At 63.8% G+C, this 24,353-nt stretch carries 22 protein-coding genes and 1 riboswitch; of the genes, 9 read left to right on the forward strand and 13 right to left on the reverse strand.

All coding sequences use genetic code 11. From position 1 onward, the window contains the following. The first annotated feature begins 66 nt into the window (after positions 1-66). The 3 genes from rplS to CN933_RS16280 all read left to right on the forward strand — a co-directional run bounded on the left by rplS (position 67) and on the right by CN933_RS16280 (position 2,425). Complete coding sequence (gene rplS / locus CN933_RS16270; RefSeq protein WP_003529750.1) at positions 67-600, forward strand: 50S ribosomal protein L19; 534 nt, start codon at positions 67-69, stop codon at positions 598-600. Between the two features lie 126 nt (positions 601-726). Beyond that, complete coding sequence (locus CN933_RS16275) at positions 727-1,536, forward strand: basic amino acid ABC transporter substrate-binding protein (RefSeq protein ID WP_018097410.1); 810 nt, start codon at positions 727-729, stop codon at positions 1,534-1,536. A 67-nt stretch (positions 1,537-1,603) separates the two neighbouring features. Next, positions 1,604-2,425 (forward strand): amino acid ABC transporter permease, encoded by an 822-nt coding sequence (locus CN933_RS16280; protein WP_018097442.1) that lies wholly within the window; start codon positions 1,604-1,606, stop codon positions 2,423-2,425. Between the two features lie 48 nt (positions 2,426-2,473). Here the strand turns inward: CN933_RS16280 and CN933_RS16285 are convergent, their stop codons facing one another. The 3 genes from CN933_RS16285 to CN933_RS16295 form a co-directional block, all read right to left on the reverse strand. Further along, positions 2,474-4,300 carry an ABC-F family ATP-binding cassette domain-containing protein gene (locus tag CN933_RS16285; protein WP_026168847.1) on the reverse strand — a complete coding sequence of 609 codons (1,827 nt, stop codon included), beginning with the start codon at positions 4,298-4,300 and terminating at the stop codon, positions 2,474-2,476. 4 nt (positions 4,301-4,304) lie between these two features. Continuing rightward, positions 4,305-4,955 carry a thiamine diphosphokinase gene (locus CN933_RS16290; protein WP_018097411.1) on the reverse strand — a complete coding sequence of 217 codons (651 nt, stop codon included), beginning with the start codon at positions 4,953-4,955 and terminating at the stop codon, positions 4,305-4,307. 77 nt (positions 4,956-5,032) lie between these two features. Beyond that, positions 5,033-5,518 (reverse strand): GNAT family N-acetyltransferase, encoded by a 486-nt coding sequence (locus CN933_RS16295; protein ID WP_026168848.1) that lies wholly within the window; start codon positions 5,516-5,518, stop codon positions 5,033-5,035. Positions 5,519-5,651: 133 nt separating this feature from the next. Beyond that, positions 5,652-5,766, forward strand: a riboswitch (TPP riboswitch). 47 nt (positions 5,767-5,813) lie between these two features. Here CN933_RS16295 and thiB point away from each other — a divergent pair. The 4 genes from thiB to CN933_RS16315 all read left to right on the forward strand — a co-directional run bounded on the left by thiB (position 5,814) and on the right by CN933_RS16315 (position 11,027). After that, positions 5,814-6,842 (forward strand): thiamine ABC transporter substrate binding subunit, encoded by a 1,029-nt coding sequence (gene thiB / locus CN933_RS16300; protein WP_018097413.1) that lies wholly within the window; start codon positions 5,814-5,816, stop codon positions 6,840-6,842. Between the two features lie 7 nt (positions 6,843-6,849). After that, a complete protein-coding gene (gene thiP, locus CN933_RS16305; protein ID WP_018097414.1) occupies positions 6,850-8,481 on the forward strand; it encodes a thiamine/thiamine pyrophosphate ABC transporter permease ThiP in 1,632 nt (543 codons plus the stop codon). Next, on the forward strand, positions 8,478-9,194 hold the full coding sequence (locus CN933_RS16310; RefSeq protein ID WP_018097415.1) for a thiamine ABC transporter ATP-binding protein: 717 nt from the start codon (positions 8,478-8,480) through the stop codon (positions 9,192-9,194). The genes thiP and CN933_RS16310 overlap by 4 nt, the downstream gene beginning before the upstream one ends. Positions 9,195-9,533: 339 nt before the next feature. Beyond that, entirely contained in the window at positions 9,534-11,027 is a 1,494-nt protein-coding gene (locus CN933_RS16315) for a M48 family metalloprotease (protein ID WP_018097416.1), read from the forward strand. 185 nt (positions 11,028-11,212) lie between these two features. On the opposite strand, the gene CN933_RS16320 is transcribed toward CN933_RS16315, so the two are convergent. From CN933_RS16320 to CN933_RS16350, 7 genes are all read right to left on the reverse strand, one after another. Beyond that, on the reverse strand, positions 11,213-12,079 hold the full coding sequence (locus CN933_RS16320) for an RNA polymerase factor sigma-32 (RefSeq protein ID WP_018097417.1): 867 nt from the start codon (positions 12,077-12,079) through the stop codon (positions 11,213-11,215). 424 nt (positions 12,080-12,503) lie between these two features. Then, positions 12,504-13,073, reverse strand: coding sequence for a CarD family transcriptional regulator (locus CN933_RS16325; RefSeq protein WP_003535785.1), 570 nt, complete (start codon positions 13,071-13,073; stop codon positions 12,504-12,506). 409 nt (positions 13,074-13,482) lie between these two features. Then, positions 13,483-13,821, reverse strand: a complete 339-nt coding sequence (gene fdxA / locus CN933_RS16330; RefSeq protein ID WP_003535779.1) for a ferredoxin FdxA — start codon at positions 13,819-13,821, stop codon at positions 13,483-13,485. 384 nt (positions 13,822-14,205) lie between these two features. Further along, entirely contained in the window at positions 14,206-14,619 is a 414-nt protein-coding gene (gene hslR / locus CN933_RS16335; protein ID WP_018097418.1) for an Hsp15 family ribosome-associated heat shock protein, read from the reverse strand. A 9-nt stretch (positions 14,620-14,628) separates the two neighbouring features. Continuing rightward, entirely contained in the window at positions 14,629-17,691 is a 3,063-nt protein-coding gene (locus CN933_RS16340) for a helicase-related protein (RefSeq protein WP_018097419.1), read from the reverse strand. 740 nt (positions 17,692-18,431) lie between these two features. After that, the gene (locus tag CN933_RS16345) at positions 18,432-19,157 is read right to left on the reverse strand and encodes a beta-ketoacyl-ACP reductase (RefSeq protein ID WP_018097420.1); all 726 of its coding nucleotides are present in this window, start codon (positions 19,155-19,157) and stop codon (positions 18,432-18,434) included. Positions 19,158-19,274: 117 nt separating this feature from the next. Further along, positions 19,275-20,456 carry an acetyl-CoA C-acetyltransferase gene (locus CN933_RS16350; protein ID WP_018097421.1) on the reverse strand — a complete coding sequence of 394 codons (1,182 nt, stop codon included), beginning with the start codon at positions 20,454-20,456 and terminating at the stop codon, positions 19,275-19,277. Positions 20,457-20,678: 222 nt separating this feature from the next. Here CN933_RS16350 and phaR point away from each other — a divergent pair, with 222 nt between their 5' ends. After that, positions 20,679-21,257, forward strand: a complete 579-nt coding sequence (phaR, locus tag CN933_RS16355) for a polyhydroxyalkanoate synthesis repressor PhaR (RefSeq protein WP_003535770.1) — start codon at positions 20,679-20,681, stop codon at positions 21,255-21,257. A 173-nt stretch (positions 21,258-21,430) separates the two neighbouring features. Here the strand turns inward: phaR and rpmF are convergent, their stop codons facing one another. The 3 genes from rpmF to mtgA all read right to left on the reverse strand — a co-directional run bounded on the left by rpmF (position 21,431) and on the right by mtgA (position 23,287). Then, on the reverse strand, positions 21,431-21,616 hold the full coding sequence (gene rpmF, locus CN933_RS16360; RefSeq protein WP_012067326.1) for a 50S ribosomal protein L32: 186 nt from the start codon (positions 21,614-21,616) through the stop codon (positions 21,431-21,433). A 162-nt stretch (positions 21,617-21,778) separates the two neighbouring features. Continuing rightward, positions 21,779-22,426 carry a glutathione S-transferase family protein gene (locus CN933_RS16365; RefSeq protein ID WP_018097422.1) on the reverse strand — a complete coding sequence of 216 codons (648 nt, stop codon included), beginning with the start codon at positions 22,424-22,426 and terminating at the stop codon, positions 21,779-21,781. Positions 22,427-22,498: 72 nt separating this feature from the next. Then, complete coding sequence (gene mtgA, locus CN933_RS16370; protein WP_018097423.1) at positions 22,499-23,287, reverse strand: monofunctional biosynthetic peptidoglycan transglycosylase; 789 nt, start codon at positions 23,285-23,287, stop codon at positions 22,499-22,501. 149 nt (positions 23,288-23,436) lie between these two features. Between mtgA and CN933_RS16375 the strand changes: the two genes are divergently transcribed. Beyond that, positions 23,437-24,351 carry a polyprenyl synthetase family protein gene (locus CN933_RS16375; RefSeq protein ID WP_018097424.1) on the forward strand — a complete coding sequence of 305 codons (915 nt, stop codon included), beginning with the start codon at positions 23,437-23,439 and terminating at the stop codon, positions 24,349-24,351. Positions 24,352-24,353 lie beyond the last annotated feature (2 nt).

Raw genomic sequence — 24,353 nt, forward strand, 5'->3', positions numbered from 1 at the left:
AAGGAAAGTCCGACAGGCCGATAGAGAGCGCTCTGGCTGTTTCAGAAAAACGCAAAGGTTAGACCGATGAACATCATCCAGCAGCTGGAAGCCGAACAGGCCGCCAAGATCGCCGCAAAGCGCACCCTTCCCGAATTCTCCCCGGGCGACACCGTCCGCGTCAATGTACGCGTTGTCGAAGGCAACCGCACCCGCGTACAGGCTTACGAAGGCGTCTGCATCGCCCGCTCCGGCGGCGGCATCAACGAGAGCTTCACCGTTCGCAAGATTTCCTACGGTGAAGGCGTCGAGCGCGTATTTCCCGTCTACTCCCCGCTCGTCGAGAGCGTCGACGTGGTTCGCCGCGGTAAGGTGCGCCGCGCCAAGCTCTACTATCTGCGCGACCGCCGCGGCAAGTCGGCTCGTATCGTCGAGAACACCGGCACCCGCGCCCGCAAGCTGAACGACGCCGAGCGTCAGGCCGTTGTCGAGGAGAAGGCACGCATCGAGGCTGAAAAGGTCGCAGCCGCCCAGGCTCTGGCCGCCGAGAAGGCAGCAGCCGAAGCCGCTGAGGCAAAGGCGGCGGAAGAAGCAAAGGCTGCGGAAGCTGCAGCAGAATAAGTTTTCAACTCTTCGGAGTTGTGCGGAAAGGCGGCCCTCGGGCCGCCTTTCTTTTTGGTTATCGGCCGCTTGTGTTCCCCATAGATTTTATGACATTTTCTGTCGCCACAATCTGGGAGTTCCTCAATGACAATTCTTCGCCACGTGCTTGCAGGCATTGCCGCAGTTCTTGCCGTTCCATTCGCAGTCCCGGCGCCCGTTTTCGCCAGCGACCTGCCCGACCTCGGTGGCAAGACGGTCGTCGTGGTGACGGAGAACGCCTATCCGCCGCTGCAGTTCGTCGATCCGAAATCCGGTCAGGCCATCGGTTGGGAATATGACGCGATGAACGAAATCGCCAAGCGCTTGAATTTCAAGGTCGAGTATCAGAACACGAGCTGGGACGCGATGATCCAGGCGGTTTCCGACAGTCAATACCAGATCGGCATGACCGGAATCACCATCAAGGACGACCGCAAGGAGAAGGTCGATTTTTCGGATCCCTATATGCGCTCGCAGCAGTTCATGCTGGTGCGCGGCGACGAGACCCGGTTCGACGACGCCAAGAGCTTCGCCGCGCTCGAAAGCGGTCTGGTCGGCGCCCAGCCCGGCACTTCGCCTTTCTACACGGCCGTCTACGAGGTTCTCGACGGCAACGAGCAGAACCCGCGCATCAAGCTGTTCGAAACCTTCGGTGCGACGGTGCAGGCGCTGAAGGCCGGCGACGTCGATCTGGTCTTGACCGACAGTGTCGCGGCCAAGGGGTATGTCGAATCCTCCGACGGCCAGCTCAAGGTGGTCGGCGAGCCGCTCGGCACCGAGGATTTCGGCTTCATCTTCCCGAAGGGATCGGAACTCGTGGCGCCGGTCAATGCCGCCATAAAGGCGCTCAAGGAGGACGGCACCTTCGACGCGCTCAACAAGAAGTGGTTCCTCGACTACAAGATGGGCGGCTGACCGCGGAACGGGATAAACACATGGGCGGTTTTCCGCCCATGTCCCGCTTCCCCTTATTGGAATTGCAATGACGCCGATCCAATCATCCGACGCTTCCGGGAAGGGCGATTATCCCTGGTGGCTTATCGCCCTTCTCGTTATCGCTGCGGCACTGGCCGTGGTCATCGCCGCCAATGATATCTTCACGCAGGTGTTCACCGTCGTCCTGAAGGGGTTGGGCGTCACCGTTTTCGTCACTCTCGTCGGATTCGTGCTCGCAACGGTGCTCGGCCTCGGCGTGGCCCTGATGGCGCTTTCCGAGCACGTGGTCCTGCGTCAGATCGCGCGCTTCTATACGGAAGTCATCCGCGGCGTACCGATCCTCGTGCTGCTGTTCTATATCGCCTTCGTCGGCGCGCCTGCGCTGGTGACGATCGCGAATTTCCTGTCGGCGCCGTTGATTTCGGCGGGCTGGATCGAGCCGTTCGTCGTTCGCGACGTGTCGCTGATGTGGCGGGCGATCATGGCGCTGATGATCGGCTATTCGGCCTTCATCGCCGAAGTCTTCCGCGCCGGCATCCAGTCGGTCGACAAGGGCCAGGTGGAGGCGGCAAAGGCGCTCGGGCTCTCCCGCTACCAGCGCTTTCGCCTCGTCGTCTTTCCGCAGGCGATCCGCGTCATCCTGCCGCCGCTCGGCAACGACTTCGTGGCGATGGTCAAGGATTCCTCCCTCGTCTCGGTGCTCGGCGTCGCCGACATCACCCAGATGGGCAAGGTCTATGCCTCGGGCTCCTTCCGCTTCTTCGAGACCTATTCCATCGTCGCCTATGTCTATCTCGTGCTGACGATAGGACTGTCGCTGGCCCTTCGGGCGGTCGAGCGGCGGTTGAGGCGGTCGCAAGTCCGGTAGGCAGAAGGGGTACTGCACCTCCAACGCTGCCGTCACAGGTCCGCCCGCTCAGCCCTCGATTTCCTCGCGCAGCATTTCCAGTTCGAGCCATTCCTCTTCCATGCGCGTGAGGTCCGTCCTGAGCTTCTCGAGCTCGGCGGCGAGCCTGGCAAAGCCGTTCGGGTCGCGCGAGAATAGGTCGGGATCCGCCATCTTCTCTTCTCGCTTCGCGATCTCCGCCTCCGATCTGGCAATCTCCTTCGGCAGGTTCTCGAGTGCGAATTTCTGCTTGAAGGAGAGCTTGCCTTTCGCCTTCTGAGGTTCGCTCGGCAAGGGGGAGGCGCCGCTCGATCTGGCCTTTTCGGCTTTTTCGCTCCGGCGCCTTTCCTCGACTGCGCCGCGGCGCTGCGCCATCATGTCGGAGTAGCCGCCGGCATATTCGATCCAGCGACCATCGGGCGCCTCCGGGTTGGCCGGCGCGATGGTCGAGGTCACGGTACGGTCGAGGAAATCGCGGTCGTGGCTGACCAGGATCACCGTTCCGGAAAATCCGGCAACGATCTCCTGCAGCAGATCCAGCGTCTCGATATCGAGATCGTTGGTCGGTTCGTCGAGGATCAGGAGGTTGGTCGGGCGTGCCAGGATGCGGGCGAGCATGAGACGCGCGCGTTCGCCGCCGGACAGATCGCGGATGGGCGTTCGCGCCTGCTCCGGCTGGAAGAGGAATTCCTTCATGTAGCCGGTGACATGGCGCTGCTCGCCATTGACGAGGAGGGTCTCGCCGCGCCCGTCGGTCAGATAATGCGCCAGCGTCTCGTCGAGGTTCAGTTCCTCGCGTTTCTGGTCGAGCGTGGCGATCTCCAAATTGGTGCCTAGCTTGACGCTGCCCGTGTCCGGCGCGAGCTGACCGGTCAGGAGCTTCAGCAGCGTCGTCTTGCCGGCGCCGTTCGGCCCGACGAGGCCGATGCGGTCGCCGCGGTGGACACGGATCGAGAACGGCGCGACGATCGTGCGATCGCCATAGGCCTTGGTGATCTTTTCCGCCTCGATGACGAGCTTGCCCGATTCCCTGGCGTCGGCAACGGTGGCCTGGACCGTACCCTGCGGCCCCTTGTGCCCGCGATGGCGGGCGCGCATGTCCTGCAGCTCCCCGAGCCGACGCATGTTGCGCTTGCGCCTTGCGGTCACGCCGTAGCGCAGCCAGTGCTCTTCGCGCTCGATCGCCTTACCGAGCTTGTGCTGCTCGAGCTCTTCCGCCTCCAGCACCTCGTCGCGCCAGGCCTCGAAATGCGCAAAGCCGCGATCGAGGCGGCGCGATTGGCCGCGGTCCAGCCAGACCGTCGCCGTCGATACCTTTTCGAGGAAGCGACGGTCGTGCGAGATCAGCACGAGCGCCGAACGGCTGCGGACGAGCTCGTCTTCCAGCCATTCGATCGTCGGCAGATCGAGATGGTTCGTCGGCTCGTCGAGAAGCAGAATGTCGGGCTCCGGCGCAAGCACACGGGCAAGGGCGGCACGACGTGCCTCGCCGCCGGAAAGGCGCGTCGGCTCTTCCTCCCCGGTCAGCCCCAGATGCTGCAGCAGGTAGGCGACCCGGTAGGGATCGTCGCCTGGCCCGAGGCCGGCTTCGGCATAGGCCTGAACCGTATCGAAGCCGTCGAAGTCGGGCGCCTGGTGCAGATAGCGGATCGTCACCGATGGATGCCGGAAGATCTCGCCCGACTGGGGTTCTGCAATTCCGGCGGCGATCTTCATCAGCGTCGATTTGCCCGAACCATTGCGGCCTACGAGGCAGATGCGATCGCCGGGCTCGACCTGCAGGCCCGCACCCGCAAGCAGCGGCGTGCCGCCGAAGGTCAGTAGAATGTCGTCAAGCTTCAGGATGGGAGGCGCCAAGGCATCAGGCTCCGGAAAGATCATAGGGGCGGGCGAGAACGACGGCCCGGCCGGATTTCAGGGTCAAGCGGACCGTGCCATCCGCGATGTTCGAAATGGTGCGCGACGAGCCGAAGGGCAAATGAAAATCCTTCAGCGGGTAGCGCACGTTCTCGATCGAAAGACCGTCAAGATCGGCAAAGCCGAGGATCGAGAAGAGGCTGCCTTTCGGCAGCTCGATCTCCTGCGAGCCGGGCAGCAGCGGATAGGCCTCCTCCTCGCCGGAGGTCATCATCACCGCAACGCCGCTCTGGGCAAGCGCGACGGTACCGAGGAGATGCAGGAAAGCATGGTCGCTGCGCGCGCCGCCGAGTCCGCCCGCGAAGACGAGCGAGGTCGCGCCACGCTCGAGGGCTGCCTCGACGGCGATCTCCCCGTCGGTCGCGTTCTTGGCAGCTGGATGGCGTTCGCGCGGGACGCCGGCAAACTCCGCCAGAAGCGCCTCATCCGTGGAATCGAAATCGCCGACCCAGAGATCGGGAACGATCCCCAGCGTCCTTGCATGGCGCATGCCGCCGTCGGCGGCGACGAAGCGGCTGCCTTCGAGCTGTCGAGCGAGCCGGTCTGTCGGCGTCAGCGCGCCGCCGAGCAGGATGGTGAAGGGTGATCGGGTCATGGCAGAAGCCCATAGCGCAAAGCAGCGGCGAAGGAAAAGGGCTCCGGCTGCTGTTTTGCGAACGCATGCTGCGCGGATCAGGTTCCGGACGCCGGATCCCCGGGAAAGAGCATGCCGTCGTAGATGCCGGGCGTCGACCCGGCGATCTCCACCGCACCCACCGCACGGGCATAGAATTCGGCAGGGCCGACGCCGCCGATGATCGCATATGCATAGCCGGCGGCGCGCATGGATAGCAGGCTTTCGACGAGCAGGGCCTCGCCGATGCCCTTGCCGCGCATAGTCTCGTCAACTCCGGTCGGACCGAAGAAGCCGAGCGCGGTTACGTCATGGCAGGCAAAGCCCACGATCCGGTCCCGATGGTGAGCGACATGGATGCGCGCCGGCGTCGAGGAGAAGGCGGTTTCGGCCTCGCCGGCCCACCCGGTCCCGAAGCGCTCCTCGATCCAGGGAATGACGGCCCGCCGCTCGGCCGCAAGCGCCCGGCGGATGCGGATGTCGGGGTCGAGACGCGATGGGCGGCCCTCGGGCAAGGCATAGAGGCGGACGAGCATGTCTGGCATGAAATTGTCTCCGCTTTCGGCGAACAAACTGCGCCGGCAATTGTTTGACTTTTAATAGCGCGGCTGACGCGGACGGCAAACGCCCCTGCTGAAACTCAGCTTGCCTAAGCCGTCGCCGGAAGCTAAATCTCTTGCTGCTCTAACGGGGTGCCCTGGTCGGCTTTTGCGACCGTGGCTGAGAGGCTTCGAGCCAACCCGCGGAACCTGATCCGGCTCATACCGGCGGAGGGATTAGAAGCGATCGGACCGATACGCGCTTTTCCCATGCAGCAACAACAAAGGGAGAGGTGCCAGAATGTCCAATTCACTCCATCGAAAGATCCTTGGCCGGCTTGCGATCGCCGCAGCTTCGATCGCGGTATTTTCCGTGAGCGCGGCGGCCGCGGAAAAAACCCTGACGGTCTATACCTATGAGAGCTTCATCACCGAATGGGGGCCGGGCGCCAAGGTGGCGGAAGCGTTCGAGAAGACCTGCGACTGCAAGGTCGACTATGTAGGCGTTGCCGACGGGGTCGAACTCCTGACGCGGCTGAAGCTCGAAGGTCAGGGATCCAAGGCCGACATCGTACTCGGTCTCGACACCAATCTGGTGGCGGAGGCGAAAGCGACCGGCTTCTTCGCGCCGCACGGCGCCGATACCGCCTCCGTCAAGGTCCCGGGCGGCTTCTCCGACGACACCTTCATACCGTATGACTACGGCCATTTCGCCGTTGTCTACGACACCGAGACGCTGAAGGATCCACCGAAGAGCCTCAAGGAACTGGTCGAGGGCGATCCGTCGCAGAAGATCGTCATCGAGGACCCGCGGACCTCAACCCCCGGCCTCGGCCTCCTGCTGTGGGTGAAGTCGGTCTATGGCGACCAGGCCGGCCAGGCCTGGTCGCAGCTCAAGGACCGCGTGCTGACGGTCACGCCGGGCTGGTCGGAAGCCTATGGCCTCTTCACGAAGGGCGAGGCCCCGATGGTTCTCTCCTACACGACCTCGCCCGCCTATCACATGGTGGCGGAAAACACCGAGCGCTACCAGGCGGCCCCCTTCGCCGAAGGCCATTATATCCAGATCGAAGTCGCCGCATTGACGAAGAATGCGAAGGACCCGGAACTCGCCCGGAGCTTCCTGACCTTCATGATCGGCCCGGAATTCCAGTCGATCATCCCGACGACCAACTGGATGATGCCGGTGACCGCGACCAAGGAGCCGCTGCCGGAAGCCTTCAGCAAGCTCGTCGACCCGCAAAAGACGCTCCTCATTCCCGCCGAGGAGGTCGCCGCCAACCGCAAGGCCTGGGTCGACGAATGGCTGGCCGCCATGAGCCGGAACTGAGGCCGGATTGTCCGGCACGAAGGAAAGCAAGATGACAATCGCCGCCGGGGCCTTCGCCTTCGGCGGCATCCTGCTTTTCGTCGGCCTCGCCGGCGCGGCACTGCTTGCCCAGTCGGCCGGCAGCGCCGGCGCCGGTCCGCTTTTCGATGCCTATATCTGGCGCATCACACGCTTCACGCTGCTGCAGGCCAGCCTCTCGACGCTTCTTGCCATCCTTTTCGCGATACCGGTGGCCCGGGCACTTGCCCGCCAGGCTTCGTTCCCCGGCCGCATCTGGGTGCTGCGGCTTCTGGCGCTGCCACTCGGCCTGCCGGCGATCGTCGCCGCACTCGGGCTGATCGAAATCTGGGGCCGGCAGGGGCTCTTGAACAGGGTGCTTTCGGCAGGCGGGCTGGAGCAGCCGGTCAGCATCTATGGCCTCTCCGGCATTCTCATTGCCCATGTCTTCTTCAACATGCCGCTCGCCGCACGCTTGATGCTTGCCGGCATCGAGCGCATTCCGGCCGAATACTGGCGCAGCTGCGCCAATCTCGGCATGGGTTCCTTCGCCACCTTTCGCTTCATCGAGTGGCCGGTGATCCGTGGATTGCTTCCCGGCATCGCCGGGCTCATCTTCATGCTCTGCGCCACCAGCTTCACGCTCGTGCTGACGCTTGGCGGGGGGCCGGCCGCGAGCACGCTCGAAGTGGCGATCTACCAGGCGCTGCGCTTCGACTTCGACCCGCCGCGGGCGATCGCCCTTTCGGCACTTCAGGTCGCCCTTACCGGAGCGCTGCTTCTCGTCTTGAAATTGATCGCGCCGGCGCCGCTGGAGGGAGAGACGAGCGGCAGGGCCATCCGGCGTTTCGACGGCGCGAGCGGTCTGTCGCGGCTTGCCGACCGTATCTGGCTGGTACTCGCCGTCATCCTCGTCGGCCTGCCCTTTGCGGCTATCGCCTATAGCGGATCGAAGGCCGACCTCTTCCGTCTCGTGAACGAGCCGGCATTCCGTCGGGCGCTCGCCATGAGCGCGACGATCGCCCTTGTCTCCGCCACGATTTCGGTCGTCATCGCGGCGCTGATGATCCGTACCGAACGCCTCGCGCTGGCGCGGCGGCGCCCGGGTCCCGCGGCTCGCCTCTTTGCCGGAGGGATCGGCGCAAGCACCTCCTTCATACTGCTCGTGCCTCCCGTCGTGCTCGGCGCCGGATGGTTCCTGCTCCTGAGGCCGTTCGGCGACGTCGCCCGTTTCGCGCCGGCCGTCGTCGTCGCCATCAATGCGCTGATGGCGCTTCCCTTCGTTCACCGGGTGCTGGCGCCGGCCATGGCGACGCATGCCGCTCGCACCGCGCGCCTTGCCGCGAGCCTCGGCATCGGGGGCTTCCACCGCCTGCTGTGGATCGACTGGCCGGGTCTGCGCAAACCTCTCTTCGTCGCCTTTTCCTTTGCCATGGCCCTCTCGCTCGGCGATCTGGGAGCCGTCGCTCTTTTCGGCTCCGAGGACATGGTAACCCTCCCTTATCTGCTCTATAGCCGGATGGGCAGCTATCGCACCGCGGATGCGGCCGGACTGGCGCTGGTTCTCGGCCTTCTCTGCCTTGTCCTGACGGTGCTCGGCACGGCGGGAGAGGAGAGGCGGCCGGAGGGTAAATACACATGAGTTCCACCGCTCTCGCCGTAAAGGGCATCGAGATAGGCTTCGAAACAACGACGCTCGCCTTCGACTGCACGGTTCCCGCGGAGCGGATCGTCGCCGTGGCCGGCGCCTCCGGCTCGGGCAAGTCGACGCTCTTCAACGTCATCGCCGGCTTCGAGCAACCGGAGCGCGGGGAAGTCCGCATCTTCGGCGAGGAAATGACCGGTCGCCCGCCTGCGGAACGGCCGGTATCGATCATATTTCAGGAACATAACCTCTTCGCACATCTCGACGCCGCCACCAATGTCGGCTTCGGCATCAGCCCGGCGCTGCGACTGGATGCGGCCGACCGCATGAAAGTGGAGGACGCACTGGCCCGTGTCGGGCTCGCCGGTTTTGGCAAGCGGCTGCCGCCGACGCTTTCAGGCGGCGAACGCCAGAGGGTCGCGCTCGCGCGCGCCTTCGTACGGCACCGCCCGATCCTCCTGCTCGACGAACCTTTCGCTGCGCTCGACCCAGGCATGCGCGCCGAGATGCGGACACTCATCAGCGATCTGCACGAGGAGGAAGGCAACACGATACTGATGATCACGCATCATCCCGATGACGTGAGGGCGCTCGCCGACAGCGTTCTTTTCCTCGACCGGGGCCGGATTGTCGCCCATGATGAAGTCGATCGGTTTCTCAAGCGCCGCGACATCACGGCCATCAACCGGTTCCTCGGCAAGGAGGGATGACGAACTGTTCGCGGCGACCGATCCGACGCCGGACGAACTAAATTCGCCGGACGCCACAATTTGACCGCCGCGCCGTGCGAGGCGCGGGAGACACCAAGGGGTATCTCGCAAAATTCGCGCATCCGTTGCTGCGATACCACGGGGCAACTATTTCTACTGGGGTCGGCTAGGCAGGCGGCGCTGAAATCGGATACAGCAGAATCCTGGCTGAAACACCCGCGCCGGTGCGCCGCATCCGGCTGAAAAAGTAGGACTTTTCGCCGATTGCGATGAATGGCTTCGAGCCGCGGGTCGCGCCGGCGGATGGGGACGGGCTGAGGCATGATAAGGCAGGCAGTCATGAATGGCTGGTTTCCGCGGCGGCATGGAACCGTTCGCGCACGAGCGCTGGTCGCATTGGCTGCCACGACGCTGCTGGCTGGCTGCCAATCCGTCATCGAGCAGACCTACGAGCCCACCGTTTCGCCATCCTCCAATCCGCAGATCGTCGAGGAAGTGCAGAAGAACGACCCGCGGGCCCAGCTCGGCGCGCGCGAGCATCCGCGCATCGTGGCAAGCTACGGCGGAGAATACCGCGACGCCAAGACCGAGCGGCTGGTCGCCCGGATCACCGGCGCCCTGACGGCGGTTTCGGAAAACCCGCAGCAATCCTACCGCATCACCATTCTCAACTCGCCGGCAATCAACGCTTTCGCGCTTCCGGGCGGCTATCTCTACGTGACGCGCGGCCTGCTGGCGCTCGCCAACGACGCCGCGGAAGTGGCCGCCGTGCTCTCGCACGAGATGGCGCATGTGACGGCCAATCACGGCATCCAGCGCCAGCAGCGCGAGGAGGCGGAGGTGATTGCGAGCCGCGTCGTCTCCGAGGTGCTCTCCTCCGATCTTGCCGGCAAGCAGGCGCTTGCCCGCGGCAAGCTGCGCCTTGCCGCCTTCTCGCGCAATCAGGAACTGCAGGCCGACGTGATCGGCGTCCGCATGCTGGGCGAGGCGGGGTACGACCCCTATTCGGCGGCGCGCTTCCTCGATTCCATGGCCGCCTATAGCCGCTTCAGCGCGGTCGATCCGGAGGCGGACCAGAGCCTCGACTTCCTGTCGAGCCACCCCAACGCGCCGCAACGCGTCGATCTCGCGCGCCGGCATGCCCGTGCCTTCGGCCCCGAGGGGACGAGCGGCGATCGCGGGCGCGACTATTATCTCGCCGGCATCGACGGTATCCTCTATGGCGACAGTCCGCAGGAGGGCTATGTCCGCGGACAGACCTTCCTGCACGGCCAGCTAGGCATACGCTTCGACGTGCCCGCCGGCTTCCAGATCGACAACAAGGCCGAGGCGGTGCTAGCCACCGGCCCGGGCGAGGTCGCCATTCGTTTCGACGGCATCGCCGACACGAGCCGGCGCAGCCTCACCGACTACATCGCCAGCGGCTGGGTAACGGGCCTCAAGCCCGATACGATCCGCCCGATCACCGTCAACGGCCTCGAAGCCGCAACGGCGCGCGCATCGGCCGACCGCTGGGATTTCGACGTCACGGTGATCAGGTTCGGCGAGCGCATCTACCGCTTCCTCACGGCCGTTCCGAAGGGCTCGAGCGCACTCGAGCCGACGGCAAACCAGTTGCGAACCTCCTTCCGCCGCATGACGTCCGGCGAGGTCCAGTCGTTGAAGCCGCTGCGCATTCGGGTGGTCACGGTCAGGTCCGGCGATACGATCGCGACCCTTGCGGCCCGCATGATGGGTACGGACCGCAAGCTCGACCTTTTCCGGCTGATCAATGCGATGCAGATCACATCGACGGTCAGACCCGGCGACAAGGTGAAGATCATTTCGGAGTGAGGGGGCGTAACGGGCCGCAGCCGCGACCTTCTCCCGCTCGCGGGGAGAAGAGGACTCACGCCGCCGTTTCGCTCAGCCGCTCAGTTTAGAAACGCCGAGCGCGAGGCTCGTCCCCCGGGCCCGTTTGCGGGGAGAAGGCGCCGGCAGGCGGATGAGGGGCAAATGGCCTTGCGAAGCATCGCGCTTCAATGCATCGCCGCCGTCAGGGCGGGTGCCTTGGCGGTGAGCGCCGCACGAAGCTTCTCGAGCGCGCGCGTTTCGATCTGCCGCACCCGTTCCTTCGATATGCCAAGCGCGACGCCGAGCTCCTCCAGCGTGGCGCCATCCTCCGTCAGGCGGCGGGCGCGAATGATCTTCATTTCGCGTTCGCTGAGTTCTCCGAGCGCGATCTGCAGCCATCGGCGGGCGCGCTCGCCGTCGATCAGATCGCTCACCTGCTCGTCGGGCAGAGGTGCTTCGCTCGCCAGAAAATCCAGCCGGGCGCCGGCATCCGGGTCGCCGCCGCCGATCGGCGCCTGCAGCGACGCGTCGTTTCCGGAAAGGCGCGCATCCATTGTCTGCACGTCGGCAAGGCTGACGCCGAGCGCCGCGGCTATCTCTTCGTGCATCGCCTGAGAGGTCAATTGTCTGTCCCCCTGGGCGAGCCTCGCGCGCAACCGGCGCAGGTTGAAAAACAGCGCCTTCTGCGCCGAACTGGTGCCGCCGCGTACGATCGACCAGTTGCGCAGCACGTAATCCTGCATCGATGCGCGGATCCACCAGGTCGCATAGGTCGAGAAACGCACCTCCCGGCTCGGCTCGAAACGCGCTGCGGCCTCCAGGAGCCCTATATGCCCCTCCTGCACGAGATCTCCCATGGGCAGCCCGAAACTGCGGAACTTCGCCGCCATCGAAATCACCAGACGCATGTGCGACATTGCGATCTTGTTGCGCGCCTCCTGATCGTTATCGTTCCGCCAGGCCTGTGCGAGCGCATGTTCCTCGTCCCGCTCGAGATAGGGCGCTTCCATGGCAATCTTGATCATACGCCTGTCTGCTGTGAGGGTCTTCATCGATTGCTCCGTAGCTGGCGGCGAGCGCCATTTCACGATTGAACTCCAAACGCCGAGCGCTCTCTTGCTGCGTTCGGCAACGGGACGGATGGCGCTGGTTGACGAAATGACAGGGCGCCCTAGATGGAAGAATACGAACCTGAGGCGTGAGGAAATCACGGGGCCAAGATCGCTCGGCAGCACAGGCGAAGACCTCCCTGCCGGGAGTGTTAAACGTGCGCGGGCGCGAAAAGTTCCGCGGGCGACAGCGATTCTTGATTGTGAGGCCGCCGCGATACGCCCCAACGATTGTAACGCGGCTTCGCCGCGCCCCGGCTCCCGCCTTCTTGCGCAATCCAGCGCTCAGCTTCGGGAATATACGACAACAAAAAAGCCCGGCCTTTGTGAAGGCCGGGCCTGTCTGGTTGATTGACGCAAGGAGCGCTTAAGCGGCTTCGTCCTGTGCGTCGTCTTCTTCGATAGCCTTGCCGCGCTTCGGACCCTTGTTGAGATTGGCCTCGACGAGGCGAACGGCCTCCGTTTCCGACATCCTGTTCACGGCAGCGATTTCGCGCGCCATCCGGTCAAGCGCGGCTTCATAGAGCTGGCGCTCGGAATAGGACTGTTCCGGCTGGTTCTCGGCGCGATAGAGGTCGCGTACGACTTCCGCGATGGAAATGAGATCGCCGGAATTGATCTTGGCATCGTATTCCTGAGCGCGACGCGACCACATGGTCCGCTTCACGCGCGCCTTGCCCTGCACGACCTTCAACGCGCGGTCGACGAAATCGGTTTCGGACAGCTTACGCATGCCGATGCCCACGGCCTTCGCCACCGGCACCTTGAGACGCATCTTGTCCTTCTCGAAGTCGATGACAAAGAGTTCGAGCTTCATGCCCGCGACTTCCTGCTCCTCAATCGCGACGATCTGGCCAACGCCATGGGCCGGGTAAACGATCGATTCACCGGTCTTGAAGCCTTGGCGCGTTGAAGATTTCTTCTGCTGGGTGGTCATTCGTTTCAAACACTCCCTAGTGCGCACCCGGCCTTCACAGGGGCCGGGGCCGGGTCAGTCAGGCCCGGGATAGACGGGGGTACCGCCGGGTGGGTCCACCTGGTCCTCCAACGAAACGCAAACAAGCTCTTAGGGCGCAGTCACAAGCAACGGGCCGTTGCATATCTCAAAAGTGCCGCGCGGTGGGGATCGTTTGCTTTCGTGCTGGTTTTCGGGCGCGCAAAAGCACCCTCTGTGGATCAGTGCGTGAAAACTATCACAAAAAAGAGCGGAAATCAATAATTTGCTGCACGGCAACGATCAAGTCGCCGTGCTCGCAAGCGCGAAGTGCCGGCGGGATTTCCCCAGCTTTCCGGCCTCGCCATCTGCCGTCCGTCAGCAGCGACGAACCGAGCGGCCGAAACCCGTCTCAGTCGCCCTGTCCCGGTTCGGAAGAAAAATACTTCTCGTATTTTTCTTCTACGCCATCCATCTCCTTGGCCTCCGGCAGCGGGTCGCGCTTAACGGTGATATTCGGCCATTGCGTGGAAAATTCCGCGTTCAGTTTCAACCACATATCGAGGCCCGGCTCGGTATCCGGCTTGATTGCACCCGCGGGACATTCCGGCTCGCATACGCCGCAGTCGATGCATTCATCCGGATGGATGACGAGGAAGTTCTCCCCCTCATAGAAACAATCCACCGGGCAGACTTCAACGCAGTCCGTGTACTTGCAGCGAATGCAGTTATCGGTCACGACATACGTCATGAGGTACTCCAGCCAATGCTCACATTTGATGGCAGACGGCAATCAACGGTGATACTCGATCGACCGCGCATGCTAGGCATGTCCGGCGCGCATAGCTGCCGATGCAGACCCGAATGCCATCCTCTGCATGGCTTCGTGAATCGGAAGCGATCCGGTGAAACCACACTTCGGTTCAAGCTGCTACACCAACCTTCGCCCTTCGAACTGGACGTTCGGCACTGTAGCGTTGCTTGTCACGTAAAGGCTTTGACAGGCCTTTGCAAGAATTATCCATGCGCGATTTGCCCCTGTGGGGGCACAGTTTTCCAGCCTCGGGACGCGCGTGCCGAAATCGGTTGCAGGCCGCCTGCGACAGTGTACGGCGCCGGGTCCAAAGGCAGAAAATCAGTCGTCTTCGGGGTCCGGCCCCGGCCGCAAGCGGTCCGTCTCGCGGCGCTCCCGCTTTGTCGGCCGCCCCGCGCCTCGGTCGCGCGTCGCCTGCTCGAAAAGCGTGGGCCTGCCGGCGGGTACGGCGGGAGTCAGATCCTCGTAGAGGAGGCGCGCTTCCTCATAGGGGCCGCGGCGGGACCCGGGCAGCAGCACGCGCACGACGAGATCGCGCCGCTCCAGCGACACCTCGAGCATGTCGCCGGCCCTGATCTGGGCGGACGATTGCGTCTCACGCTTGCCGTTGACGGCCACATGGCCCGCCTCGATCGCCTTCTGGGCGAGCGAGCGCGATTTGATCAGCCGGGCGAAGAACAGCCACTTGTCGAGCCGCTGGCGCATTGCAGGGGCAGACGGCGGCTGTTTTTCCATGGGCTTGACCTACTTCTTCATCTGCTCCTTCAGAGCAGCGAGTTTGGCGAAAGGCGAATCCGGATCAATCGGCTTTTCCTTGCGGGGTGGGCGCCCTTCGAACTTGGAGGGAGACGACTTGTTTCGATCGTGCCGGTCGCCGCGGTCCTTTCGCTGACCGCCCGGCCTTCCTTCGGACCCCTTGCCTTCCTGCGGCTTGCCTTCCCAGGGCTTGCCCTGCGACTTGCCATGAGGAGCCTGCCTGCGGCCGCCCTCGCGGCCTTCGGTCTGGCCATGGCGCTGGCCCCCTCGGCGCTGTTCGCCCTGGCGGCCGCCCTGTCGCTGATTGTCCTGACGGGTGCCCGGACGCCACAGGAGCACCGGCTTGGCTTCAACCGGGGCCTCCGGCTCAGCCGGTGCCGCTGCATCGTCGCTTGCCGGCGCCGCCGGCGTCGTTGCAGTGGCGGTATCGACGGCGGCTTCCGTCTCTGTTTCCGTCTCTGCGGCAGGCGTCTCGGCAGCCGCGGTTCCGGCCGTTTCCGTCTCTGCGGCAGGCGCATCCGCGGCCTCGGCCTCGACGCCCGCATCCGCTACGCTCGCACCGGCCTCTTCGGCAGACGCCGTGTCCCCATTCTGACTTGCCAGGAAAGCTGCCGCCTCCTCCGCTGGCACGGCGTCGGCGCGATAGCCGAGACCCTTGAGGATTTCCTCCATGTCATCCGGCGTCGCCCCGAGGATGGACAACATCGACGTCGTCGCGACGAAACGGCGGCCGTCATAGGCGCCTTCCGGACGCGGCGACGTCCCCGGCTTCCACTGCAGGAGCGGACGGATGAGATCGGCAAGCCGCTCGAGGATATCGATCCGCACCGCGCGCTTGCCGAGGAAGCGGAAGCCCGCGAGCTTGTAGAAGGTCCGCTCGAAAGATGGATCGGTGACGACCGAGGTACGGCCGGCAGCCAGCATCGGGATGAGCTCGCCGTAACCGGGCTTGTCCAGCCCGTCGTTCTTCAGTGCCCAGAGAAGCGTGATCAGCTCCGCCGGAGCCGGCTTCAGAAGCGCGGGGAGGAAGATGTGATAGGCGCCGAAGCGTACACCGTATCTGCGAATCGACGCGCGGCTCTCCTGATCGAGCGACTTCACGTCTTCGGCGACGTCGCGACGGAAGAGCACGCCGAGATTCTCGACGATCTGGAAGGCGAGACCCTTGGCGAGACCCTCCAGATCCTCGGCGCGCGAAATGTCGTCCAGCGGCTTCAGCACCGTGCTGATGTGATGGTTCACGAAACGCTCGATCCGCGCCAGGACATGTTCGCGGGCATTAGCCTGAAGCTGATCGTCGGCAAGCAGGATGACGCGGGGACGCATGACGTGGTCGCTCGCCGTGAGCCGCGCGACCGGATCGCCGAGCCAACGGACAAGACCGTCCGACGACAGAGCCAGGTCGCCATTGCCGGCCGCATGGAGACGAGCGGCGCGCGCTTCGAATTCCAGCGCGAGCGCCTTATGGGCGGCACCCTGAACGGCCTTCGCGTCCGTTCCCTCGCTGCCCGCGGCGAGCGTGAACCGGAAACCGGCTAGCTGACCCACATGGTGTCCCTCGACGAAGACATCACCATTCACACTGATTTCTGCTTCCAGCATCGCATTCTCTCTCAGGCGCTTCATGAGCACAGATGTCCTGCGATCAACAAAGCGTTTCGTCAACCTTTCATGTAGCGCGTCGGACAATCGATCTTCGATTTCCCGCGTCTTTTCTTGCCAGTGTGTCGGATCGGCAAGCCACCCGGGCCGGTTGGATACATAGGTCCAGGTCCTGATCTGCGCAATTCGCGCCGAAAGTGTGTCGATTTCGCCGTCCGTATGATCGGCGCGCCGGACCTGTTCGGCCATGAAATCTTCGTTGACCGTGCCATGGCGAACGAGGTCCGCATAGATGGTCGAGATCAGATCCGCATGCTGAGCCGGCGTGATGCGGCGATAATCCGGGAGCGCGCAGGCTTCCCAGAGCTTCTCGACGCGCTCGGACGCCGTGGCGACGTCGACGATCTCCGGGTAGCGGGTCAGATGCTCGAGCGCCTGCTGATCGACGGCCGGGAGCGCCCGCGCCAGGCCGGATACCGCCGGTGCGGCCTCAAGGCTCTTTTTCAGTGCCTTCAGCGAAGAAAAGTCCAGCGCCTTGGAGCGCCATTGCAGCACGCGGACCGGGTCGAACTCATGCGATTCGATGCGGTGCACCAGCTCCTCGTCGAACGGATCGACGCGTCCGGTCACGCCGAAGGTCCCGTCCCGGACGTGCCTGCCCGCGCGCCCCGCGACCTGGGCGAGCTCCGCCGGATTGAGGTTACGGTACTGGTAGCCGTCGAACTTCCTGTCCTGAGCGAAGGCGACATGATCGACGTCGAGGTTCAGCCCCATGCCGATGGCGTCGGTCGCCACGAGGTAGTCGACGTCCCCCTCCTGATAGAGCGCCACCTGGGCATTGCGGGTTCGCGGCGAAAGCGCGCCCAGTACGACGGCCGCGCCGCCGCGCTGGCGCCGGATGAGCTCCGCGATCGCATAGACCTCGTCGGCCGAAAAGGCGACGATTGCCGAGCGGTTCGGCAGGCGGGTGATTTTCTTGGAGCCGGCATAGAGAAGCTGCGACATGCGCGGCCGCTCGACGACGGTGATGCCGGGCAGCAGATATTCGAGGATCGGCCGCATCGTCGCGGCGCCGAGCAGCAGCGTCTCGCCGCGGCCGCGCAGGTGCAGTATCCGGTCCGTGAAGATATGGCCGCGTTCGAGATCGCCCGCCAGCTGAACCTCGTCGATCGCCACGAAGGAGGCCGTGGTCTCGCGCGGCATCGCTTCCACCGTGCAGACCGAAAAGCGGGCGCGATGCGGGGCGATCTTTTCCTCGCCCGTGATCAGCGCGACATTGTGGTGGCCGACCTTCTCCACGAGACGGGTATAGACCTCGCGTGCGAGCAATCTCAGCGGCAGCCCTATGACGCCGCTGTCATGCGCGATCATGCGCTCGATCGCATAATGGGTCTTGCCGGTATTGGTGGGTCCGAGCACCGCGGTCACGCCGCGGCCGCTCAGGATCATGGATTGAAAAGACAAGGTCTCGATCCCGGACAGTCTCTACAGCACCGCGCTTCCTTGGTCGCGCAAAGCTCGCTGCAGTGCTGATTTGGCGTATGTATTATCCTTAAAACGGCTCCGATTTAAGGAACACGTATGGTGAGCCGGCGCGCGTTCACGCTCCGGCGGGAAACAGATGCCTATGCGGCATGCCAAACGCAAGGGTTCACGGGGAATAAATGCACCAAACGGCCAACCATATCTTGCGGCTCCCCTTTCAACTGCAGTTCAGGATTCTGGAACAGCGACGGAACGAATCAGAGACGAATCGCTGACTCCCGCTGATTCACTTTATGTTCACGGCTATATATAGATATCAACATCTAGTTACGCACCAGATGCTGAATCCAAGGGAGGATCACCCCTCAGAAGCTGCCGATCGGCTTCGGCTGTCGTCACTGCAGCCTTTGACCACGCAAAGGATTCCGAATCCAAGAGTCTGGAAAGATTGAAAAATTTTAACGGGATTCGCCGCCGATCGGCCGAGTCCGGAAATAGGAATCGCTTCACAGGCACCCGCTCCTGCCCGGGAAGAGCGACGCCGACTCGCCCGGAGGAACGTTTTCCCCTTTCGTTCGCCACAACATCTAGTGGCACCTGTAGAGATCGGGGGGCGGCTTCAGGATGGACACGGATGCGAGATCGAAGGGCAAAACGAATCCGGCGCCCCGAAGGGCGCCGAAAAAAGCCGCAGGCACCACGCCTCAGGCGAAGTACTGGCCCCCATTGGCCGAAATCGTCGAGCCGGTGATGAAGCCCGCGTCGTCGGAAGCGAGAAACACGACGCAGCGTGCCACTTCCTCCGGCTCGCCCAGGCGTCCCACCGGTATCTGCGGAATGATCCGCTCGTTGAGCACCTTTTCCGGAACGGCGCGCACCATCTCGGTGCCGATATAGCCGGGGCAAATCGCGTTGACGGTGATCCCCTTCGCCGCCCCTTCCTGGGCCAGCGCCTTGGTCAGGCCGAGATCGCCGGCCTTGGCGGCGGAATAGTTCACCTGGCCCATCTGCCCCTTCTGGCCGTTGATCGACGAGATGTTGACGATGCGCCCGAAACCGCGGTCGCGCATGCCCGACCAGACCGGATGCGTCATGTTGAACACGCCGGTGAGATTTGTGCCGATCACTTCGCCCCACTGTTCCGGCGTCATCTTGTGGAACATGGCGTCACGGGTGATGCCGGCATTGTTGACGAGGATGTCGACCGGTCCGAGGTCCGCCTCGACCCTGGCGATGCCATCGACGCAGGCCTGATAACTCGATACGTCCCATTTGTAGACGGGAATGCCGCTTTCCTGCTCGAAGGCCTTGGCCCTCTCGTCATTTCCGGCGTAGTTTGCGGCCACCTTGTAGCCCGCAGCCTTCAACGCCACGCAAATTGCGGCGCCAATGCCGCGGGATCCGCCCGTTACCAGTGCTACCCTGCTCATACTCGCCTCCCGCTCGGTTGATTCAAATTCGCAAAAGCACACCCCTGCAGCCCGGCGAGCCCGGGCCGCTGATTTCCATCGTCTGATCCGAAACTTGCCCGCATTGCAGGCGGCCGGTTACAGGCGTTCCACGCACATGGCGACGCCCATGCCGCCGCCGATGCACAGGGTGGCAAGCCCCTTGGAGACGCCGCGCCGCTTCATTTCGAAAAGAAGCGTGTTCAGCACGCGGGCACCGGAGGCACCGATCGGATGGCCGATGGCGATCGCTCCGCCATTGACGTTGACGATCGAAGGATCCCAGCCGAGGTCCTTGTTGACGGCGCAGGCCTGAGCCGCGAAAGCCTCGTTCGCTTCCACGAGCTCGATGTCGGCGACCGACCAGCCGGCTTTTTCGAGGGCCTTGCGCGATGCGGGGATGGGGCCGGTGCCCATGATCTGCGGGTCGACGCCTGCCGTCGCCCAGGAGACGATGCGGGCAAGCGGCTGGATGCCGCGCCGGGCCGCCTCGGCCTCGGTCATCAAGAGCGCCGCGGCGGCGCCGTCGTTGAGACCCGAAGCATTGCCCGCGGTCACGGTACCTTCCTTGTCGAAGGCCGGGCGGAGCTTTGCGATCGAATCGAGCGTGGCACCGTGGCGGATGTACTCGTCCTGATCCACGGTTACGTCGCCCTTGCGCGTCTTCACGACGAAAGGCACGATCTCGTCGGCAAAACGCCCGGCCTTCTGGGCCGCTTCCGCCTTGTTCTGGGAGGCAAGCGCGAATTCGTCCTGTTCCTCGCGCGTCAGCTGCCATTTTCGCGCAACGTTCTCGGCGGTGATGCCCATGTGGTAGCCGTAGAAGGCATCCGTCAGGCCGTCCTTGATCATCGTGTCGATCATCTTGTAGTCGCCCATCTTCACGCCGCCGCGCAGGTGCGCGCAATGCGGCGCCATGGACATCGACTCCATGCCGCCGGCAACGATGACCTTCGCATCGCCGGTTGCGATCTGCTGCATGCCGAGCGCCACGGCGCGCAGGCCCGAGCCGCAAAGCTGGTTCATGCCCCAGGCGGTCTTTTCCTGCGGGAGGCCGGCCTTCATCGCCGCTTGCCGTGCAGGATTCTGCCCCTCGCCCGCCGGCAGCACCTGGCCGAGGATCACCTCGTCCACCTCGCCCGCTTCGACGCCCGCCCGCTCGAGCACCGCCTTGATGGCGGCCGCGCCCAGTTCGTGCGCGGGAGTGTTGCCGAAGGCGCCATTGAAGGAGCCGACGGCCGTGCGGGCCGCGCTGGCGATGACGATCGAGGGATTGCTCATGGGACGTTCCTCATATTTGCTTTGCCTGATGGAGGCAGACTGGCAAAGGGAGGAGCGCGAGTCAAACGGCTAGTTGCACTGCCGCAAAAGCTTCACGGTGACTTGTCGGCGCCTGTTCGCAGCTGCGTCGCCGCATTGCACAAAGAGATTGTCAGTGGCGCTCTTTTGCGGATACTCTGAAAAATACAATAAAGACGGGACCATGGGTAAGAGGAGACCCTGATGGGGAAAAACGAAGGCCAGATCGTCATCAAGAAATACGCGAACAGGCGCCTCTACAATACCGGTACGAGCACTTACGTGACCCTCGACGACCTGGCTGTCATGGTGAAGAGGGGCGAGGACTTCATCGTGCAGGATGCCAAGTCCGGCGAAGACATAACCCATTCCGTGCTGACGCAGATCATCTTCGAGCAGGAGTCGAAGACCGGCAACACGCTTCTGCCGATTTCCTTTCTCCGCCAGTTGATCTCCTTTTATGGCGACCAGATGCAGATGGTCGTACCGAGCTATCTCGAGCACTCGATGCAGGCCTTCACCGAACAGCAGGCGCAGATGCGCGAGCAGATCACCAAGGCCTTCGGCGACACGCCGATCGGCAAGAACCTGAAGGTGCCGTTGCAGCTCGTCGAGGAACAGGTCCGGCGCAACACCGAAATGTTCCATCAGGCCATGCAGATGTTTTCGCCCTTCATGGCCGCCCCGCCGGCCAAGGAAACCAGGAAGGCCGAGGCGAAGGACATCGACGAACTGAAGGAACAGCTTCGCGCCCTTCAGACGAAACTGGACAATCTGGGCTGAACTTCCGCGATGCTTCTCCGTGATGGCAGGGGATCCAGCCCCTCACCCCGCTTGCAGGGAGAAGGTGGGCGGCAGGCCGGATGAGAGGCGCGCTCGTCCAAGCCATCAGACGCACCAAAAGAAAAAGGGCCGGCAATGCCGACCCTTCGAACTTCATCCGCAGGCGGAAACGCTTATGCGCTTTCCTTCGGCGTCAGGACCTGGCGGCCGCGATACATGCCGGTCTTCAGGTCGATATGATGCGGGCGGCGCAGTTCGCCGGAGTTCTTGTCTTCGATGTAGGTCGGAGCCTTGAGGGCGTCAGCGGAACGGCGCATGCCACGCTTGGACGGGCTCGTTTTTCTTTTCGGTACAGCCATTTCATTCTCCACTTATCGGGCAAAACACTGTTCAGCAGCCGAAAATGGCCGGGTCAAACAGATGTCGATCTCGGAATTTCGCGCGCTTATACATGTCGAACCGCACTTTGACCAGTCCCCGCGCGCAAATTTTCGACTCCCCGCGGGAAGCCTCGATCCGCTTCAGGCCTCGTCCTCCGGCACGATCCAGGGTTCGGCTCTTGCGGCCTCCTCCCACCTGCGGAAGGCCGGATGCGCCTTGACGGCGTCCATATAGGCGAGCGTCGCCGGGTCCGTCACGAGCTCATAGGTTTCGAAACGGTTGACGACCGGGGCGAACATCGCGTCGGCCGCGGTGAACCGGCCGAAAAGGAACGGTCCCCCTGATCGCTCGACCGACTCCCGCCAGATCGTCTCGATCCGCGCCACATCCACACTGACGCCATCCGGCAGAGCGATCGACTTTCTCGGCCGGCGGATATTCATCGGGCAGGCGCCGCGCAGCGCCCGGAAGCCGGAGAGCATCTCCATCGAGTAGCTGCGCGCACGGGCACGATCCGCGCGCTCCTCCGGCCAGAGACCCGCATCCGGGAAAAGCTCCGCCGCGTATTCGATGATCGCGAGCGACTCCCAAACGCGGTTTTCGCCATGGTGGAGCACCGGAACGCGCCCTGTCGGCGAGATTTCGCGGAACCGCGGATTGCCGGCCGCGAAATCGAAGGGAATAACGACATCCTCGAACGGAATGCCGCAAGCCGTGAGCGCGAGCCAGGGGCGCATCGACCAGGACGAATAGTTCTTGTTGCCGACATAGAGGACGAGCTTGGTCATGATCTGTCTCCGCTGAAACCGAGGGCAGACTTGCCACATCGGCACCGGACAAACCAATGAATTGGTTTCATCTTATTCATAAAGGCAGGTGATGTAACCGCCGGAGCGGCTGGCACGGCGCTCGATCACGCCGGCGAGGCGCCTGAGACCGCGCCCCGGCTTTCCCGCATTGCGGTCGATCGGGTTGGGCAGCGAAACGGCGAGGAGAGCGGCCTGCCGGCGCGAAAGCTTCGCCGCCGAAACGCCGAAATGATGACGGGCGGCGGCCTCGATCCCGTAGATGCCCTCGCCCCATTCGGCGACGTTCAGGTAGATCTCCATCAGGCGCCGCTTGCTCCAGACGAAATCGGCTGCGATCGCCAGCGGCAGTTCCATCGCCTTGCGCACGAAGGAGCGGCCGTTCCAGAGGAACAGGTTCTTGACCGTCTGCATCGGGATCGTGCTGGCGCCGCGCGTCTGTTCGCCGTCGAGCGCGTCCTCGACGACACCACGCATCTGCGCCCAATCGATGCCGGCATGAGCGCAGAACTGCCCGTCCTCCGACATCATCACCGACTGGACGAGCACCGGCGCGATATCGTCGAATTCCACCCACTGCCGGTCATAGCCCCGCAGCAGCACGAGGTCGCGCAGCATCAGTGTCGAGACCGGGTGAATGAACTCCAGAAGATAGAGGCCGATCAAGGCATAAGGCAGGATGAGAACAGAGAGGACGACGAGAACGAGCCGACGCCGCCACGAGCGCCACGTCCTGCGCGTGGCTGCCCGGCGACCGGCGGGCAACTCCGCCTCCTCGCGTTCTTCCGAAACGATCTCCACGCCCCGTCCGTCCACCTCTTTTCCGCCCGCCTCTTGTCCCATTCACCCTCTCATATGCGATGGCGAGCGAAAGTTGAACGGCCTTTCTCGCAAAAGGCAAGGCTCTGCAGCGCCGTCGTCCCCGGACCGGCCCTGTGCGCGCGACGCAAAACCCCGTTGAAAGCCGCTCCGCCGCATGTCAAAGAGCCTCTATGACAGACGAAAGATCATCCTTTCCGGCGCGCCTCAGGACCAACGCGGCCGCAGTCGAAGCGCTGCTCGAGACGTTGCTCGGCCCGACCGTGGGCGTGGGCGAAATCGCCCGCCCGGAAAACCTGCTCGGCGCCATGCGCCATGGCGTGCTCAACGGCGGCAAGCGGCTGCGGCCTTTTCTCGTCGCCGAAAGCGCGGCCCTCCTCGGCGGCGATGCGGAAGCGGCGCTCAGAACAGGCGCCGCGCTCGAATGCATCCACTGCTATTCGCTCGTCCATGACGACCTTCCGGCCATGGACGACGACGACATGCGCCGCGGAAAGCCGACGGTGCACGTCGCCTTCGACGAGGCGACGGCGATCCTCGCGGGCGACAGCCTGCTGACCTTCGCCTTCGACATCATCGCGGCGCCGGAAACGGCGCTCTCCGACCGCCAGAAGACGACGCTCGTGCTGGCGCTCGCGCGCGCAGCGGGGCATGGCGGCATGGCCGGCGGTCAGGCGCTCGACCTTGCCGCCGAAAAGAGTGCTCCCGACGAAGCGGGCATCGTCCTCTTGCAGTCGATGAAGACGGGGGCCCTCATCCGCTTCGCCTGCGAGGCGGGCGCAATCATCGCCGATGCGCCGGCAGAGGACCGCCGACGCCTGCGCGCCTTCGGAGAGAAGATCGGCCTCGCCTTTCAGCTCGCCGACGACCTTCTCGACCTCACCGCCGATGCAGCAATCGTCGGCAAGGCGACCGGCAAGGATGCGGCACGGGGGAAGGGTACGCTTGTCTCCCTGCACGGCCAGCCCTGGGCCGAGCGCCGGCTCGAAAGCCTGGTGGCCGAGGCGGAAGGCCTGCTCGAACCCTACGGGCCAAGCTCGGCGATCCTTACCGAAACCGCCCGCTTCATCGCCAATCGCAGGAACTGAGC

The sequence above is a fragment of the Sinorhizobium sp. M4_45 genome (genome assembly GCF_002885915.1).
GTDB classification, from domain to species: domain Bacteria; phylum Pseudomonadota; class Alphaproteobacteria; order Rhizobiales; family Rhizobiaceae; genus Sinorhizobium; species Sinorhizobium meliloti_A.